Origin of the sequence: Syntrophomonas wolfei subsp. wolfei str. Goettingen G311 (genome assembly GCF_000014725.1) — a bacterium.
GTDB classification, from domain to species: domain Bacteria; phylum Bacillota; class Syntrophomonadia; order Syntrophomonadales; family Syntrophomonadaceae; genus Syntrophomonas; species Syntrophomonas wolfei.
Window position 1 is genome coordinate 2,673,832 of the sequence record NC_008346.1, and the last position, 15,495, is coordinate 2,689,326.

The following is a 15,495-nucleotide window of genomic DNA, read 5'->3' on the forward strand; positions in this document are numbered from 1 at the left end:
CAACAGTAATCACATTTACCGTTAATATCAACTCTGCCTCCGGAGACACATCCATTCAGTTGTACTTCCGGACAGTCCCTCATTATCTTCCTTATTTAGGACTGGATTTAAGTTCCACATCCTGCTCTGCATTCTCTATGGGTTGAGTAATCTCCAGCATTCTACCTACGGGATTATCGGGTAAATCCAGGCCCAGTTCCCGGGCTTTTTCCTTTTCATTACCTTCATTATCATTATCCTTAATCAGTATTTCATGGTCATCTCCAGCCAGAATCCTAACATCAAGAGCCAGGCTCTGGAGCTCCTTTATCAATACTTTAAAGCCTTCAGGTACTCCGGGCTCAGGTATGTTTTCCCCTTTGACAATGGATTCATAGGTTTTTAACCGGCCGGCCACATCATCCGATTTAACGGTTAAAATTTCCTGAAGAGTATAAGAGGAGCCATAGGCTTCCAAAGCCCAAACCTCCATTTCCCCAAATCTCTGCCCTCCAAATTGGGCTTTTCCTCCTAAAGGCTGCTGGGTAACCAAGGAATAGGGTCCGATAGAACGGGCATGAATTTTGTCATCCACCAGGTGCGCCAGTTTCAACATATATACATAGCCTACGGTTATTTCGTGTTTAAATTTCTCTCCGGTTCTCCCATCAAAAAGTATGGTTTTCCCACTTTCCAGCAGGCTTGCTTCCCGCAGCTTGGTGAAGATATCTTCTTCGTTGGCACCGTCAAAAACCGGGGTAGCAATATTAAGGCCCAGTGCCCTGGCGGCCCAGCCCATATGACACTCCAGGATTTGTCCGATATTCATGCGGGAGGGCACTCCCAGCGGATTAAGTACTATTTCCACCGGGGTTCCATCTTCCAAGAAAGGCATATCTTCCTCCGGGAGGATACGCGATATTACTCCTTTATTGCCGTGGCGGCCAGCCATCTTATCCCCCTCGGAAATTTTTCTCTTCTGGGCGATATAGACTCGAACCAGCTGGTTAACGCCAGGTGGAAGTTCATCCCCTTTTTCCCGGGAAAAACGTTTTACCGCTACTACTTTGCCTGCTTCCCCATGAGGAACACGCAGGGATGAATCACGAACTTCACGTGCCTTTTCGCCAAAAATGGCTCTTAATAATCTTTCTTCTGGTGTCAGTTCGGTTTCACCCTTGGGGGTGACCTTTCCTACCAGAATATCGTCCGGCCTTACTTCGGCCCCTACTCTGATTACACCCTGGTCATCCAGGTTTTTCAGCATATCTTCAGATACATTGGGTATATCACGGGTAATCTCTTCCGAGCCTAATTTGGTATCCCGGGCTTCACATTCATATTCTTCAATATGAATAGAAGTGAACACATCATCTTTGACCAGCTTTTCGGAGATTAGAATAGCATCCTCATAGTTGTAGCCCTCCCAGGGCATAAAAGCAACCATAACATTGCGCCCCAGAGCTAATTCACCCTGCTCGGTACTGGGGCCGTCAGCTATAACCTCATTTGCTTCCACCCTCTCGCCCACTTTTACTATCGGTCTCTGGTTATAGCAAGTACCCTGATTGGAGCGCATGAATTTCAAAAGCTCATAATTATCTATAGTTCCATCATCTTTTTCTATACTTATCCGGCTGGCACTGGCTTTTTTCACCGTTCCGGCCTTTTTGGCTATTACTACTGCTCCGGAATCTCGAGCGGCTTTGTGTTCCAAACCGGTACCCACAATCGGAGCCTCGGTCTTAACCAGGGGCACTGCCTGCCTTTGCATATTGGCTCCCATTAATGCCCGGTTGGCATCATCGTTTTCCAGGAAGGGTATTAAGGCTGTAGCTACACTGAAAACCTGTTTGGGGGAAACATCCATGTAGTCGACTCTATTCTTGGGAATCTCCAGGATTTCTTCAAAGTAGCGGGCTTCAACCTTTTCTTCAATAAAGTAACCATTTTCATCCAGGGGAGCATTGGCCTGGGCTACATAATATTCATCTTCTTCATCGGCAGAGAGATATACAATCTCATTCAAAACCCGACCCAACTTCTTGTCCACTTTTCGGTACGGGGTTTCAATAAAACCAAAATCGTTAACCTGTCCAAAGGTGGCCAGGTACCCGATTAAACCGATATTGGGTCCTTCCGGGGTCTCTATGGGACAAATCCGGCCATAGTGGGAATGATGAACGTCACGGACCTGAAAACCGGCTCTTTCCCGAGTTAGCCCGCCAGGCCCCAGAGCGCTGAGACGACGCTTGTGGGTTAACTCCGCCAGAGGATTAGTCTGGTCCATAAATTGGGATAACTGGGAACTACCGAAGAATTCTTTTACTGCCGCTGTAATCGGACGAATATTTATTAAAACCTGAGGGGTAAGGGTTTCCACATCATGGATACTCATCCTCTCCCTTACCACCCGTTCCATCCTTACCAGCCCGGTTCTAAACTGGTTTTGCAGCAGCTCTCCGATAGAGCGGAGTCTCCTGTTGCCCAAGTGATCTATAACATCAGTCTTGCCTTCGCCTTTAATAAGTTTCAAAAGATAACCAATGGTAGCCGTAATATCCTCCAGGGTCAGGTGTCTATTTTCAGGAGGAATATTAAGACCCAATTTTTTGTTAACCTTATAACGACCTACCGCAGCCATATCATAACGGCGAGGGTCAAAAAACAAGTTTTTCAGCAATTGCTCAGCTGCATCTTCGGTAGCCAGTTCACCCGGCCTTAGCCTCCGATAAAACTCAATTAAAGCTTCTTTCTTATTGGTGCTGGTGTCTTTTTCCAGAGTGCGGGCAATGGTCTCGTCTCCATCATACATGTCAAGGATAACTTCATTGCTCTCGTAACCCAGAGCCCTGAGTAAAACAGTTACCGGTATTTTACGGGTTTTATCTATTCTAGTGTAGACCAGGCCTGCGCTATCCATCTCCAATTCAAACCAGGCCCCTCTATTGGGAATAATAGTAGCTCCAAAAAGGGGATGCCCGGCTACATCCATACGTTCGTTGAAATATACCCCGGGCGACTTCACCAATTGGCTAACCACGACTCTTTCCGCTCCGTTAATAATAAAGGTACCTTTTTCCGTCATCAGGGGCAGATCCCCCATATAGACCTCTGATTCTTTTATTTCGCCATTCTCTTTGTCCGTCAGCCTTACTTTCAGTTTCAAGGGAGCCTGATAACTGACATCTCTCTCTTTGCATTCGTTAATGGAATATTTGGGTTCACCCATACTGTAATCCAAAAAGCCCAACTCCAGGTTTCCGGTAAAATCAGAAATAGGAAAGACCTCCTGCAAGGCCTCTCTCAGGCCGTGTTCCAAAAACCAATCATAGGAGTTTTTTTGGATCTGAATCAGGTTGGGTAATTCGACAGGTTCCTTAATGCGGGAATAACTAAGCCTACTGACACGTCCAAATTGTTCAAGATGAGCCATTCAATAATTCACCCCTTTAAAAATTTCCCCAAAGAAGTGAAAAGCAAGGCCTAACCTTAAACCTCGCTTTAATTCCAAACTTACTAATACCATCTATTTAATAAAAATTTCACTTATACTACAATGGCAATTATTAATATTATCATATAGATTATTTGTAGTCAAGATGTTTTGCTATTACCAATCATCATTTTCGTCTAAATCTTCTTCCTGGCCGATATTCTCCAGGGAGTATCTTTCTTGAATGAGATTATTTACCCGCTTCATTCTTCTCATAAACCATATTATTATTATCAGAAAGCCCGTTCCAAATAGTATCACTCCTAGCATAAGCCCATCCAAGACACTTGCTGCTAAAAGCTTCTGCCCATCTTCCATGGCAGCCAGGCTTTTTAATTCCCAGGTAGCGGTCATGTCTTTAACTTCATCGGCTGAGCTTTCGCCAATGGCACCCGGAATCCTAATCCTAAGCTGTCCCTGTCCTGAATCAGTTACTGCTTGTAAAAAACCCGCCGATTTATCTTTTTCCCAGAATAAAGATGTTTTCTTGAATACTATGTAATTCTTAATCTCTGCCTTTATGGGTAAGCTTTGCGATAGAGCCTGATAAGCCTGCCAGTTGTCCAGCTTGCGCTCTAACTTGAACTTTTCTCCTCCCTCTAGCTGCTTCCATTCCCGGGTATCAAAGCCTGGCGATTGATCCATAGTAAGACTTTCATATATGGAACCATCATCACGCAAATCTATTTGCCAGAGTACCTCTGCCGCCTGAACCGGCCCGGGCCATAACATTATCATGAAGAGGAGAGTTAAGATTAGTGGGAAAAACTTCTTCATTATCTATCATACCCCTTCTTTACGTAAAATAAACTTGAACTAAGATTATATCATAAATTTGATTTGAGCAATAAAAAAAGTGCTGCTTGATCAGCACTTTTTTTATTCTTTTATTGGACTTCCTGTAAATAAAGCATGAACTTCCTCAGATTGTCAAATATGCAACTATTTTACTTCTACACTGCCACCGGCCTCTTCAATCTTGGCTTTAATTTCGTTGGCCTCTTCCTTGGTGATTTTTTCTTTTACCGGATTGGGGCATTCATCTACGAGGGTCTTGGCTTCTTTAAGTCCTAGCCCGGTTATCTCTCTAACTACCTTAATGACATTAATCTTCTTTTCACCGGATGAGGTAAGAATAACATCAAACTCATATTGCTCCTCAACGGCTTCCGCAACAGCACCAGCGGCAGGGGCAGCAGCAACGGCTACAGGAGCAGCAGCACTAACTCCAAATTCTTCCTCCAGGGCCTTTACCAGTTCGGATAACTCCAAAACGGTCATTTGCTTGACGATATCGATAACTTCCTGTACTTTACTCATTAATATTACCTCCCAAATTAATATATTTAATTATTTATTCTCTTACTCTCATTGAATTACTAAAGGTTCTTAACCTGCTTTTTGTTGCCGGATCTGATCCAATACATTTACCAATCCGCCGATATTGGCATTAAGTACAAATACCAAGCTGGTAATTGGCGCCTGCATAGTACCCAGAACCTGGGCCAACAATACTTCCCGTGGTGGCAATTCAGACAGGGCTTTTACTCTATCAGGCAAAAGCATCTGTCCTTCAAGTATAGCAACTTTAACCTCCAGCTTTTTGTACTGCTTGATAAAGTCATAAATAACTTTGGTAGGGCTTACCGGATCTTCCTTACTAAAAAGCACCACATTAGGACCGACAATATGCGGTATTACCTCGGGATTCCCCGTGTTTTGCAGAGCAAACTCGGTCATGGTGTTTTTGAGCACCTTGAATTCTACCCCGGGCATCCGGAGTTTGTTCCTTAAATCGGTAATTTCTTCAACCTTAATCCCCCGGTAGTCGGCAAAAACAACCAGCATGGAGTCCTGTAGCTTTCCCTCAATCTCTTTTACTATTTTTTGCTTTTCTTCAATTTTGGGCATTCATTTTTCACCCCCTCTTTCAACTAAATCCATTAAAAAACCTCTGCCGATGACCTGCAGAGGTTAATATACTGCATTGAAAAATACAGTTTTTATATCAATCCCTCGGCAGGTGAACTACTGTTCTTTAAGGCTTTTGCCACCGGCTGTCTACGGTAATTTTATTTGCAATTTTAGTTTTATTTGTTGGCCGCCATTAAAACTAGCGGGTTAATTTTTACTCCCGGGCTCATGGTAGAGCATACGGTGACTGAGCGCATATATTGCCCTTTAGCAGCTGCTGGCCGGGCTTTGAGCAAGGCCTCAGCAAAGGCATTCAGATTTTCTTGCAATTTATCCACCTCAAAGGAAATCCTCCCAATGGGTGCATGTACAATAGCGCTTTTGTCCACCCGGTACTCTATCCGACCGGCCTTTAATTCCTTAATGGTACGCTCGATATCAAAGGTTACTGTTCCTGCTTTTGGATTCGGCATTAATCCGCGAGGCCCCAGGATTTTACCCATTTTTCCTACAACAGCCATCATATCGGGGGTAGCTACCGCCACATCAAAATCAAACCAGCCACCCTGTATTTTTTCGGCCAGGTCTTCTCCTCCAACATAATCAGCCCCTGCCAGTTCAGCCTCTTTAATTTTCTCTCCCTTGGCAAATACCAATACCTTACGAGTTTTCCCGGTTCCATTGGGTAGGCTAACCGTACCTCTCACTTGCTGGTCAGCATGTCGCGGATCCACGCCCAGTTTAATGTGCACCTCTACGGTTTCGTCAAATTTAGCTTTGGCTATCTCTTTAACCAGTTCCAACGCTTCTTTTGGCTCATAAAGTGTAAGACGATCGAATTTTTCGCCGGCTTGTTGGTAGTTTTTTCCTCTTTTCAAATCTTTCATCCTCCTTGTGGTAATTCGGCTTAGGCCTCCCACCATGGTTCATAATCATAAAATTAGTTATACTTAATCAACTATTTCCAGTCCCATACTGCGGGCGGTTCCTTCTATCATTTTTACCGCTGCCTCAATATCGCTGGCATTCAGATCCTCTTTTTTAGTTTCCGCTATTTCCAGCAGCTTGGCCCGGGGAACTTTACCAATCTTCTTCTTGTTCGGCTCACCCGAGCCTTTGTCTATATTGGCAGCCTTTTTCAACAAATCAGAAGCCGGGGGTGATTTAATCACAAAAGTGAAAGACCGGTCTTCAAATACCGTTATTTCTACTGGTACAATATAGCCGGCTTGATTGGCTGTTCTGGCATTGTACTCTTTACAAAACCCCATAATATTAACCCCATATTGGCCCAGGGCTGGTCCTACCGGTGGTGCTGGCGTAGCTTTTCCTGCAGCAATCTGTAGTGATATTTTACCCAAGACTTTTCGTGCCATTTCCCTCCACCTCCTTCTCTCGTTAATAGCTTATATCTTTTCTATTTGTTCATAATCCAGTTCTACGGGCGTCTCCCTGCCAAACATGGAAATGTTAACCCTTATCTTTCCTTTTTCCGGCAGTAATTCCCGCACTACTCCTTCGAAATTGGCAAAAGGCCCGGTTTTGACCCGGATACTCTCTCCTATTTCAATATCAATAATCATGGTCTTCTTTTCCATCAGTCCCATCTGACGGCGAATCTTGTCTATTTCTTCCTGATGTAGAGGAATAGGCTTGCTGCCGCTTCCTACAAAACCGGTTACTCCAGGAGTATGGCGCACTACATACCAGGAGTCATCATCCATAATCATGTTTACAATAACATAACCGGGAAAAATTCTCTTATTGGTAACCTTGCGTTTGCCGTTTTTGTATTCTACTTCCTGTTCCTCGGGAATAATAACCTCAAAGATTTTATCCTGCATATTCATGGATTCTACTCTTTTGGACAGGTCCACCTTGATTTTGTTTTCATATCCCGAATAGGTATGTACCACATACCAATCACCCTGAAGTCTGGTTTCTTCTGCGGGCTCCACGCTTTGCTCTCTTTCAAGAACTTCCGTGACACCTGCTTGCCGGTCGTTAATTAGGTCCACCTCCTTATCTAGGCAAAGGCTTCAAATAGCTTCGCCAATAAAAACGAGAGTCCTGAATCAAATAACCAGATTATAACGGCTACCAGGGTTACAGCGATTAGTACCACTCCAGTATAAGCTATCATTTGCTGTCTATTAGGCCAATGTACCTTTTTTAACTCACTGTATACATTTAAGAAGAATTGTTTTCCATTCTCCCAGCGTAGTTTTAAAGCTGACTCCTTAACGGCTGGAACATTATTTTTTACCATTTAATTCACATCCCTGAGATTACTTGATTTCTTTATGGAGTGTATGCGTATTACAAAAGCGACAATATTTTTTCTTCTCTATTTTTTCATTTTGCTTTTTCTTATCTCTGGTGGTCATATAATTACGTTGTTTGCATTCGCTGCATGCCAGTGTTATTCCAACCCTCACTGCAATGACACCTCCATCCTGTGCGCAAAAATCCTATAATAATCTATCACAAGGCTATTCCTCATGTCAAATAGCTCTTTTTTCTTTATCAGTCAATACAGCAGGGGAACAAGACCCCTGCTGTATAATCCCTTAACAGAAATATAGGATCATTTTCCTTGTTTACTCGTTCAAACTGGTAACCACACCAGCACCTACAGTTCTGCCGCCTTCACGGATGGCGAATCTCAAACCTTCTTCTATGGCTATCGGGGTTATCAGCTCTATTGCCATTTGTACATTGTCCCCGGGCATTACCATCTCTACTCCTTCGGGTAACTGGATTATTCCGGTTACATCGGTGGTCCGGAAATAGAATTGCGGTCTGTAACCACCAAAGAACGGGGTGTGTCTTCCGCCTTCTTCTTTGGTCAGGACGTATACTTCAGCATTGAATGCGGTTAGGGGCTTGATGCTGCCGGGCTTGGCCAGTACCATGCCTCTTTCTACTTCTTTGCGGTCTACTCCTCTTAATAGGGTGCCGATATTGTCTCCGGCTTCGGCATAGTCAAGAAGCTTGCGGAACATTTCTACTCCGGTACATACGGTCTTTCTGGTGGCTTCTCTCATCCCTACTATTTCTACTTCGTCTCCTACTTTTACCTGACCTCTCTCTACTCTTCCTGTGGTTACGGTGCCTCTTCCGGTTATGGTGAATACGTCTTCTATGGGCATCAGGAAGGGCTTGTCAACCGCTCTTTGCGGCAGGGGTATATAACTGTCTACGGCATCCATCAGTTCCCATATATGCTTGCACCATTCACATTCACGAGTGCCACAACCGCATTCCAGGGCCTTCAGGGCTGAGCCCATTAGTACAGGGATGTCGTCTCCGGGAAACTCATAGAAGCTTAAGAGTTCTCTAACTTCCATTTCTACCAGTTCCAATAGCTCGGGGTCGTCTACCATGTCGATCTTATTCATAAATACTACTATATATGGTACCCCTACCTGACGGGATAGCAGTATGTGCTCCCGGGTCTGCGGCATGGGGCCGTCAGCGGCTGATACTACCAGTATGGACCCGTCCATCTGCGCTGCTCCGGTGATCATGTTCTTTATGTAGTCAGCATGACCAGGGCAGTCTACATGGGCGTAGTGGCGGGTTTCGGTTTGATATTCAACATGCGAGGTGTTGATGGTTATGCCTCTTTCCCGCTCTTCCGGGGCTTTGTCAATCTCTTCATAGGACGTGGCCTTGGCTCCTCCTACTTGGGACAGGGTCTTGGTTATCGCTGCTGTCAATGTGGTCTTGCCATGGTCTATGTGACCTATGGTACCAATGTTAAGATGAGGTTTCGTCCTCTCGTATTTTGCCTTTGCCATCCTTTCTCTCACCTTTCCTTTTAAAATAAATCCGATAACGGATTCCCCTACAAAGAGTAGTATCCTGTCCAATAGTATAAGACATTACATGAAAATTCAAAACTCTTATTCACTATCTTCTACTATATATTAACTCATTTACGTTCAGTAGGGGCTTCATAGCAGAATCGCTAATTTGATTCCGCTGCAAAAAGTAATAATTATGCAACCCATGCAGCAAAAAGGGGTTTTTGCAATATAACCCTAATTTATATTCTACCCAATAAAAAAATAAAATAAAAGGAGTGAATATCACTCCTTAATAATCCATGGTAGCGGCGAAGGGATTTGAACCCCTGACACTACGGGTATGAACCGTATGCTCTAGCCAGCTGAGCTACGCCGCCGGATGGAGCCCTTAACCGGACTTGAACCGGTGACCTCATCCTTACCAAGGATGCGCTCTGCCGACTGAGCTATAAGGGCGTAAATTAACCTGGCTGTTTTTGCCTGCTTTTAGCAGCGTTATATATTCTATTTGTTTACATGGATGTAGCTATTGTACTATCCATGGTCGCTTACATGGTTGCACCCTGCACCCTTCGGGTACTCCTGGTGTTCCATCCTTCGGATGTCACTATTAAGGTTGCGGGCACTACTGATGCGACCTTGGGTAAGTTTCTGCCTGCTTTTAGCAGCATTTAATATTTTATTTGTTGACATGGATGTACCCGTAGTACTGTCCATGGTCGCTTTTATGGTTGCGGGAGCCGGACTTGAACCGGCAACCTTCGGGTTATGAGCCCGACGAGCTACCAACTGCTCCATCCCGCGTCATTTATGGTGGAGGGAGAAGGATTTGAACCTTCGAAGGCGGTGCCAACAGATTTACAGTCTGCCCCCTTTGGCCACTTGGGTATCCCTCCAGGTTTTCATTATGGAGCCGAGCACAGGACTTGAACCCGCAACCTGCTGATTACAAATCAGCTGCTCTACCGATTGAGCTAGCTCGGCTCAGCAAGTAATATTGTATACTCTGAACCGGGCAAAGTCAACATAAATTGCAAGGTAAAATCTTAGCTTACATGGCGTTCCTGTCCTCAAGATATTTTTCCAGTTTTCTTTTTACCCTCTGCAAGGCATTATCAATTGATTTTACATGTCTTTTCAAGTCTATCGCTATTTCATGATATGACTTGCCTTCTAGATATGCCATCAGCACTTTCCATTCCAGCGAACTCAAAATTTCCCCTATTTTTTTCTCAATAAAGATGAATTCTTCACGGCTAATAACGATTTCCTCAGGATTGGAAATTCTGGTTGTAGAAAGAATATCCATAAGGGTGCGTTCTGACTCTTCATCATAGATAGGCTTATTTAAAGATACATAGGAGTTAAGAGGAATGTGCTTCTGCCGGGTGGCAGTCTTGATGGCAGTAATAATCTGTCGGGTAATACATAATTCTGCAAAAGCCCTAAAGGAAGTAAGCTTGTCCATTTTATAGTCCCGAATAGCCTTAAACAAGCCAATCATACCCTCTTGAATGATATCCTCCTTGTCTGCTCCAATCAAAAAATAAGACCTGGCTTTGGCACGGACAAAATTTTTATACTTGTCCATTAAAAACTCGATTGCAAATTGGTCACCTAGCTGCGCTAAATCTACTATTTCTTCATCACACATCTCCAGATATGTAATACAAATGGTTTTCTCAGCGACAGAACCGGGCATTTGACCGCCTCCATATATAAAATAATATTAATTATGATGTAAAAACCCTGGTATTGACACACACATAAATATTATAGTCACTGTTTTGTCGACTCGTCAAGCTATCCGGGAAGCAAGTTTAATCGTTGGCGCAGAACTTCATAAATAAGCAAGGCTGCTGCAACCGAGGCATTTAAGGAATTAAGCTGGCCAAACATAGGTATCCTTACTAAAATATCACAGTTTTCTCTAACCAGCCGTCTTATCCCCTGTCCTTCGCCCCCAATTACCAGGGCCGTGGGGCTAGGAATACTGGTATTAAAATAACTCTGCCGGGCCTTAGCATCAGCACCAAGTACCCAGAATCCCTCTTGTTTCAAGTACTTGATGGTGTTTACCAGGTTATTTTCCCTGATAATTGCCATATGTTCCACGGCTCCGGCTGAAACCCGGCTAACCGTGGGATTGACCTCAGCTGATTTATGGCTAGGAATTATAATGCCATCTACACCGGCACATTCTGCCGTCCGGATTATGGCTCCCAAGTTTTGCGGGTCTTCGATACCGTCAAGCAGCAATAAAAAAGGGGGCTTCTCTTTCTGGGCTTGGAGTTTTTCTAAAACCTGGCCCAGGTCGGCATAGGGGTATCTTTCCACTTCGGCAATAATCCCCTGGTGCTTACCCTCACAAAGCTCATCCATTTTCTTCTTTTCCAAATATTGCAGCTTAAGTTGTTTTTCACGAGCCAGGGTCAGGATTTCTTCCAGTCGTTTATCCTGCCGCTCTCGTTGTGCATAAATCTTATAAACCCGGCGTTGTCCCTTCAGGGCTTCACTTACCGCGTTTATCCCAAAAACCAGTTCTTTCATCGTTTCCCACCCTGTAAAAAACATTATTTACATATTATCCGACGACCAATAACCCCTCACTCCTCACTTTTCTTACTAACTTTGCCGGGGCGTAAAAAGCTCATCCGTCAATATAATCTGGCCATAGTATTCCGAAGGAAAAGTTTGGTCATACGCGATATCTTCAAATAAAAAGGGGAATCTTTCTCTGAACAATAATAAAAGGGGTATGGCCACCTGCCTCATCTGGGGATGAGCGGCCATATCACAACGCAGGCGGAAAAAATGACGCCATTCTCTTATATTGTAGCTTACCACTATTTCCGTTTTTAATGAATTGGGTAATATGGAGCGGGCTTCCTGAGCGGAACGGCCAGCAGCCAGCAGAGCCATATAATTTTTTTCCGCCAGCATGCAGGAATGGTACCATAACTCATAAGCCTTCTGGTCATTTAGGAAAAAGAAGGGCTCGATAAGTGTAATCTCCTGGCCAAAGCGATCTCGGCTGTAATTGCAATAGCGAGTAGACTCCTGGCTATAAGCGGCAATCCGGTGTCTTACTATTTCATGGGATATGCCCCGGTCAATAATAAAGAGAACCGTAATTTTTTCGTGTTCAATGATGGATTCATGACCTCGTTTCATAAGTCCCTTGAGAAAAGAACCAGCCTGGCCTGTTGTTGTATCCATCTTGTCCTCGGATTTATAGCAGACCCGAGCATATCTTTCCAATTTCTCCATTTTACCGATATCCAGTTCCGCTTCGGGAACCAAAACCTGTGGTTGTATAATGATCATTATTCTCCCATCCCATCAATTTAATCGGGTTTCATTTTAAAACCCCATGGCCCGGGGGCCACAACCACCAATGAAAAGTGAGTTAGTAGGTACTGAAATAGTAAAATGTAGTAGGAAATAAATTAAACCCCTCACTCCTCACTTTTCTTATAAATTCTCACATGTTTAATTAATATCGCTAAACCAATCACGGGTATTTTTTACATATCCCCCAGAGCCAGTTGCAGTAGTTCCTGCAACCTCGATTTATCACCCTTCAAATAAGTATAGCCCAGCAGGGCCTCAAAACCCGTACTCATGCGATAGTCGTGCACTTCGGCATGCCGGGGGGGCGTTGACCTGCTGTTGCGGCCGCGGCGGACAATGTCTTGCTCCTCCTCGCTTAAGTGATCCAGGATCTGCCTAAGCACCTGGGCCTGGCTTTCTGCCCGTACCGTAGCCACCGCATCCAGATGCAGATCCTTGAGCCGGCGCTTCCCCTGTATCGCCAGGCGGGTCCTTACCGCCAGCTCGAAAACAGCATCACCTACATAAGCCAGTAGCACCGGTGAGTATTCGCGCAGTGCCTTCTCTTTTATTTCCTCATGCATCAACAATTCTCCAACGGACTCCTTCCCGGGTATCCTCTACTGCTATGCCTGCTTCCTGCAGCTCGTCCCTTACTTTATCAGCTCTATCAAACTGCCGGGCCTTTTTGAACTCTGTCCTGAATTCCAGCAGCTTGTTCACCAGATTTTCCGCAGCCGGCAGCTGTTCCCAAAGAAAGCGTGAACCCTGTGCCGTATCCTCCACTCTTATTCCGTTATCACTCATAAAGTCTCGTATTTGATCTGCCAGGGCAAAATCTTTTTCCTGGCGAGCAAGCTGTCGCAAGTCTCCCATTATTTCCAGAAGTTTTTCTACCATCTGGTTCTGATCCTGATCTTTATCCATAAAGATACCCAATACATCAGCCAGTTCCCGAAATACCTTCAAGGCCTGTTGCACCGCGGAGCGGCTTGTAGTATCATTAGCGGCTGCTGCCAGGTAGCTGTTTATCTGGTGGGAAATTTCAAATAAATGCCCCAGGGCCCGAGCAGTATTAAAGTCATCATCCATGGCCTCTATATAACGCTTCTGCAGTTCCTCCACCGACTGTAAGAAACTTAAGACTGAACCCTCAAAGGTCTCCTCGCCCCCAAGCTCGCCATCTCCAATAAACTCCCGGGCCAGGTTTTCGGTGGTTTTTAACCGGCCCAGGGCGCGCCGCGCCTCTTCCAGCTTGCCATCATCGAAATCCAGTGGGCTGCGGTAATGGGTGGATAGCAGGTAAAAACGCACAACATCAGCCGGGTATTTTTTCAGAATATCACGAAGTATAAAAAAGTTACCCAAAGACTTGGACATTTTCTCATGGTTTACCGTAATAAAACCGTTATGAATCCAGTACCGGCTGAAAGGCTTTCCGGTCAAGGCTTCAGCCTGGGCTATTTCATTTTCATGGTGGGGAAATATCAAATCATTTCCCCCTCCATGAATATCCAGGGTCTCTCCCAGGTATTTCATGGACATTACCGAACACTCTATATGCCAACCGGGCCGGCCCGCTCCCCAGGGGCTATCCCAGTACGGTTCTCCAGGTTTGGATGCCTTCCACAGGGCAAAATCCATGGGCTCTTCTTTACGCTCATTAACTTCCACCCGAGCTCCGGCCAGCATCTCTTCCAGGGAGCGACCCGAAAGCTTGCCGTAATCCTTAAAAGCCCGTACCCTATAGAAAACATCTCCATCAACCTCATAAGCATAGCCCTTATCTATTAAGCCAGCAATAGCAACAATTATATCCGTCATATGCTGGCTGACCCGGGGGTGAATATCGGCCCGCTTGATGCCCAGGGCATCCGCATCCTTAAAATACTCCTCAATATAGTGTTCCGCCAACTGCAGGGCATCCTGTCCTTCCTCTTGGGCTCGTTTAATTATTTTATCATCAACATCGGTAAAGTTCTGTACATATTTAACTTCTAATCCCCGGTAGATCATATAACGGCGTATGGTGTCAAAGACCACCAGGGGACGGGCATTGCCCAGGTGAATATAGTTATAGGTGGTAGGACCACATACATATATTTTTATCTCAGGCGGAGCCAATGGCAATATTTCTTCTTTTCTTTTGTTTAGGGTATTGTACACCCGCATCATCCTTTTCCTCCCTTTCCAACCGGGCCAATTTTTGCTCCAGTTCATCGATTTTGGCCTGCATAGCCGCTAAAGTATCGGCAATGGGGTCAGGCAGAAGATGGTGTTCCAAGTCCACTTCTATTTTACCATTTTCCACCCGAGCGCCGTCACGTACTACTATTCGCCCCGGAACACCAACTACGGTGCAGCCGCTGGGAACAGCCTTCAGGACTACAGAGCCGCCACCTATTTTTACATTATCCCCCACGCTTATGGCCCCTAACACCTTGGCGCCGGCACTGATGGTAACATTATTGCCAATAGTGGGATGCCTTTTACCTTTCTCTTTACCTGTTCCGCCCAGGGTTACCCCCTGGTAGAGGGTAACATTGTCTCCTATTTCAGCCGTCTCTCCAATTACTATACCACTGCCGTGGTCAATAAATAAACCTTGACCTATCCTGGCTCCGGGATGGATTTCAATTCCCGTCAAAAAGCGGTTGATATGAGATACCATACGGGCTAGAAAATAAAGTTTGCGGCAATAAAGAAAATGGGCTATACGATGATGAATAATGGCATGAAAGCCCGGGTAACAAAAAATAACTTCGAGTACGCTTCGCGCTGCCGGGTCCCTCTCAAAAACTACCTGAATCTCTCTCTTTAGGGTTGAAAGCATTTTTACCCCTCCCAAAATTTTTTTGTTTCGAAAGAAACTAGTAACTACCGGGCAGTTTTAACACAGCGCTGCAACGAGGCGGGGGGATTAAAAGCCATCGCCTGTTTTGCCAATAGGAACCGACCGCT

The 15,495-nt window shown here is 44.9% G+C and carries 16 protein-coding genes, 5 tRNA genes and 1 other annotated feature; all 21 genes read right to left on the reverse strand.

Translation table 11 applies throughout. The features are described from left to right. Nucleotides 1–91 precede the first annotated feature (91 nt). Nucleotides 92–3,415, reverse strand: a complete 3,324-nt coding sequence (gene rpoB, locus SWOL_RS12125) for a DNA-directed RNA polymerase subunit beta (RefSeq protein WP_011641716.1) — start codon at nt 3,413–3,415, stop codon at nt 92–94. A 177-nt stretch (nt 3,416–3,592) separates the two neighbouring features. Further along, a complete protein-coding gene (locus tag SWOL_RS12130; RefSeq protein WP_155814237.1) occupies nt 3,593–4,213 on the reverse strand; it encodes a hypothetical protein in 621 nt (206 codons plus the stop codon). A 204-nt stretch (nt 4,214–4,417) separates the two neighbouring features. Continuing rightward, entirely contained in the window at nt 4,418–4,795 is a 378-nt protein-coding gene (gene rplL / locus SWOL_RS12135) for a 50S ribosomal protein L7/L12 (RefSeq protein WP_011641718.1), read from the reverse strand. A gap of 69 nt (nt 4,796–4,864) precedes the next feature. After that, on the reverse strand, nt 4,865–5,386 hold the full coding sequence (gene rplJ, locus SWOL_RS12140) for a 50S ribosomal protein L10 (RefSeq protein ID WP_011641719.1): 522 nt from the start codon (nt 5,384–5,386) through the stop codon (nt 4,865–4,867). A gap of 25 nt (nt 5,387–5,411) precedes the next feature. Continuing rightward, nucleotides 5,412–5,560, reverse strand: a sequence feature (ribosomal protein L10 leader region). 5 nt (nt 5,561–5,565) lie between these two features. Continuing rightward, nucleotides 5,566–6,267, reverse strand: a complete 702-nt coding sequence (gene rplA, locus SWOL_RS12145; RefSeq protein ID WP_011641720.1) for a 50S ribosomal protein L1 — start codon at nt 6,265–6,267, stop codon at nt 5,566–5,568. Nucleotides 6,268–6,339: 72 nt separating this feature from the next. After that, nucleotides 6,340–6,765: a 50S ribosomal protein L11 gene (gene rplK / locus SWOL_RS12150; protein WP_011641721.1), complete on the reverse strand. Its 426-nt coding sequence runs from the start codon at nt 6,763–6,765 to the stop codon at nt 6,340–6,342. Nucleotides 6,766–6,795: 30 nt separating this feature from the next. Next, entirely contained in the window at nt 6,796–7,347 is a 552-nt protein-coding gene (gene nusG / locus SWOL_RS12155; RefSeq protein WP_049750137.1) for a transcription termination/antitermination protein NusG, read from the reverse strand. A gap of 68 nt (nt 7,348–7,415) precedes the next feature. Further along, entirely contained in the window at nt 7,416–7,658 is a 243-nt protein-coding gene (gene secE, locus SWOL_RS12160; protein WP_011641723.1) for a preprotein translocase subunit SecE, read from the reverse strand. A gap of 19 nt (nt 7,659–7,677) precedes the next feature. Then, a complete protein-coding gene (gene rpmG / locus SWOL_RS12165; protein ID WP_011641724.1) occupies nt 7,678–7,827 on the reverse strand; it encodes a 50S ribosomal protein L33 in 150 nt (49 codons plus the stop codon). Nucleotides 7,828–7,989: 162 nt separating this feature from the next. Then, nucleotides 7,990–9,192, reverse strand: coding sequence for an elongation factor Tu (gene tuf / locus SWOL_RS12170; RefSeq protein ID WP_011641725.1), 1,203 nt, complete (start codon nt 9,190–9,192; stop codon nt 7,990–7,992). A 309-nt stretch (nt 9,193–9,501) separates the two neighbouring features. Beyond that, a tRNA-Met gene (locus tag SWOL_RS12175) sits at nt 9,502–9,578 on the reverse strand. A gap of 3 nt (nt 9,579–9,581) precedes the next feature. Next, nucleotides 9,582–9,657, reverse strand: a tRNA-Thr gene (locus SWOL_RS12180). A 272-nt stretch (nt 9,658–9,929) separates the two neighbouring features. Then, nucleotides 9,930–10,005 (reverse strand) — tRNA-Met (locus SWOL_RS12185). A gap of 7 nt (nt 10,006–10,012) precedes the next feature. Further along, nucleotides 10,013–10,097, reverse strand: a tRNA-Tyr gene (locus SWOL_RS12190). A gap of 12 nt (nt 10,098–10,109) precedes the next feature. Beyond that, nucleotides 10,110–10,185: transfer RNA gene (locus SWOL_RS12195), tRNA-Thr, on the reverse strand. 67 nt (nt 10,186–10,252) lie between these two features. Next, nucleotides 10,253–10,903: an RNA polymerase sporulation sigma factor SigH gene (sigH, locus tag SWOL_RS12200; protein WP_011641726.1), complete on the reverse strand. Its 651-nt coding sequence runs from the start codon at nt 10,901–10,903 to the stop codon at nt 10,253–10,255. A gap of 101 nt (nt 10,904–11,004) precedes the next feature. Then, the gene (rlmB, locus tag SWOL_RS12205; RefSeq protein WP_011641727.1) at nt 11,005–11,751 is read right to left on the reverse strand and encodes a 23S rRNA (guanosine(2251)-2'-O)-methyltransferase RlmB; all 747 of its coding nucleotides are present in this window, start codon (nt 11,749–11,751) and stop codon (nt 11,005–11,007) included. A gap of 75 nt (nt 11,752–11,826) precedes the next feature. After that, nucleotides 11,827–12,528 carry an FAD-dependent thymidylate synthase gene (gene thyX, locus SWOL_RS12210; protein ID WP_011641728.1) on the reverse strand — a complete coding sequence of 234 codons (702 nt, stop codon included), beginning with the start codon at nt 12,526–12,528 and terminating at the stop codon, nt 11,827–11,829. Between the two features lie 200 nt (nt 12,529–12,728). Continuing rightward, complete coding sequence (locus tag SWOL_RS12215; RefSeq protein ID WP_011641729.1) at nt 12,729–13,118, reverse strand: Mini-ribonuclease 3; 390 nt, start codon at nt 13,116–13,118, stop codon at nt 12,729–12,731. Continuing rightward, on the reverse strand, nt 13,111–14,706 hold the full coding sequence (cysS, locus tag SWOL_RS12220; protein ID WP_081424858.1) for a cysteine--tRNA ligase: 1,596 nt from the start codon (nt 14,704–14,706) through the stop codon (nt 13,111–13,113). The genes SWOL_RS12215 and cysS overlap by 8 nt, the downstream gene beginning before the upstream one ends. Further along, a complete protein-coding gene (gene cysE, locus SWOL_RS12225; RefSeq protein WP_011641730.1) occupies nt 14,645–15,367 on the reverse strand; it encodes a serine O-acetyltransferase in 723 nt (240 codons plus the stop codon). The genes cysS and cysE overlap by 62 nt, the downstream gene beginning before the upstream one ends. Nucleotides 15,368–15,495 lie beyond the last annotated feature (128 nt).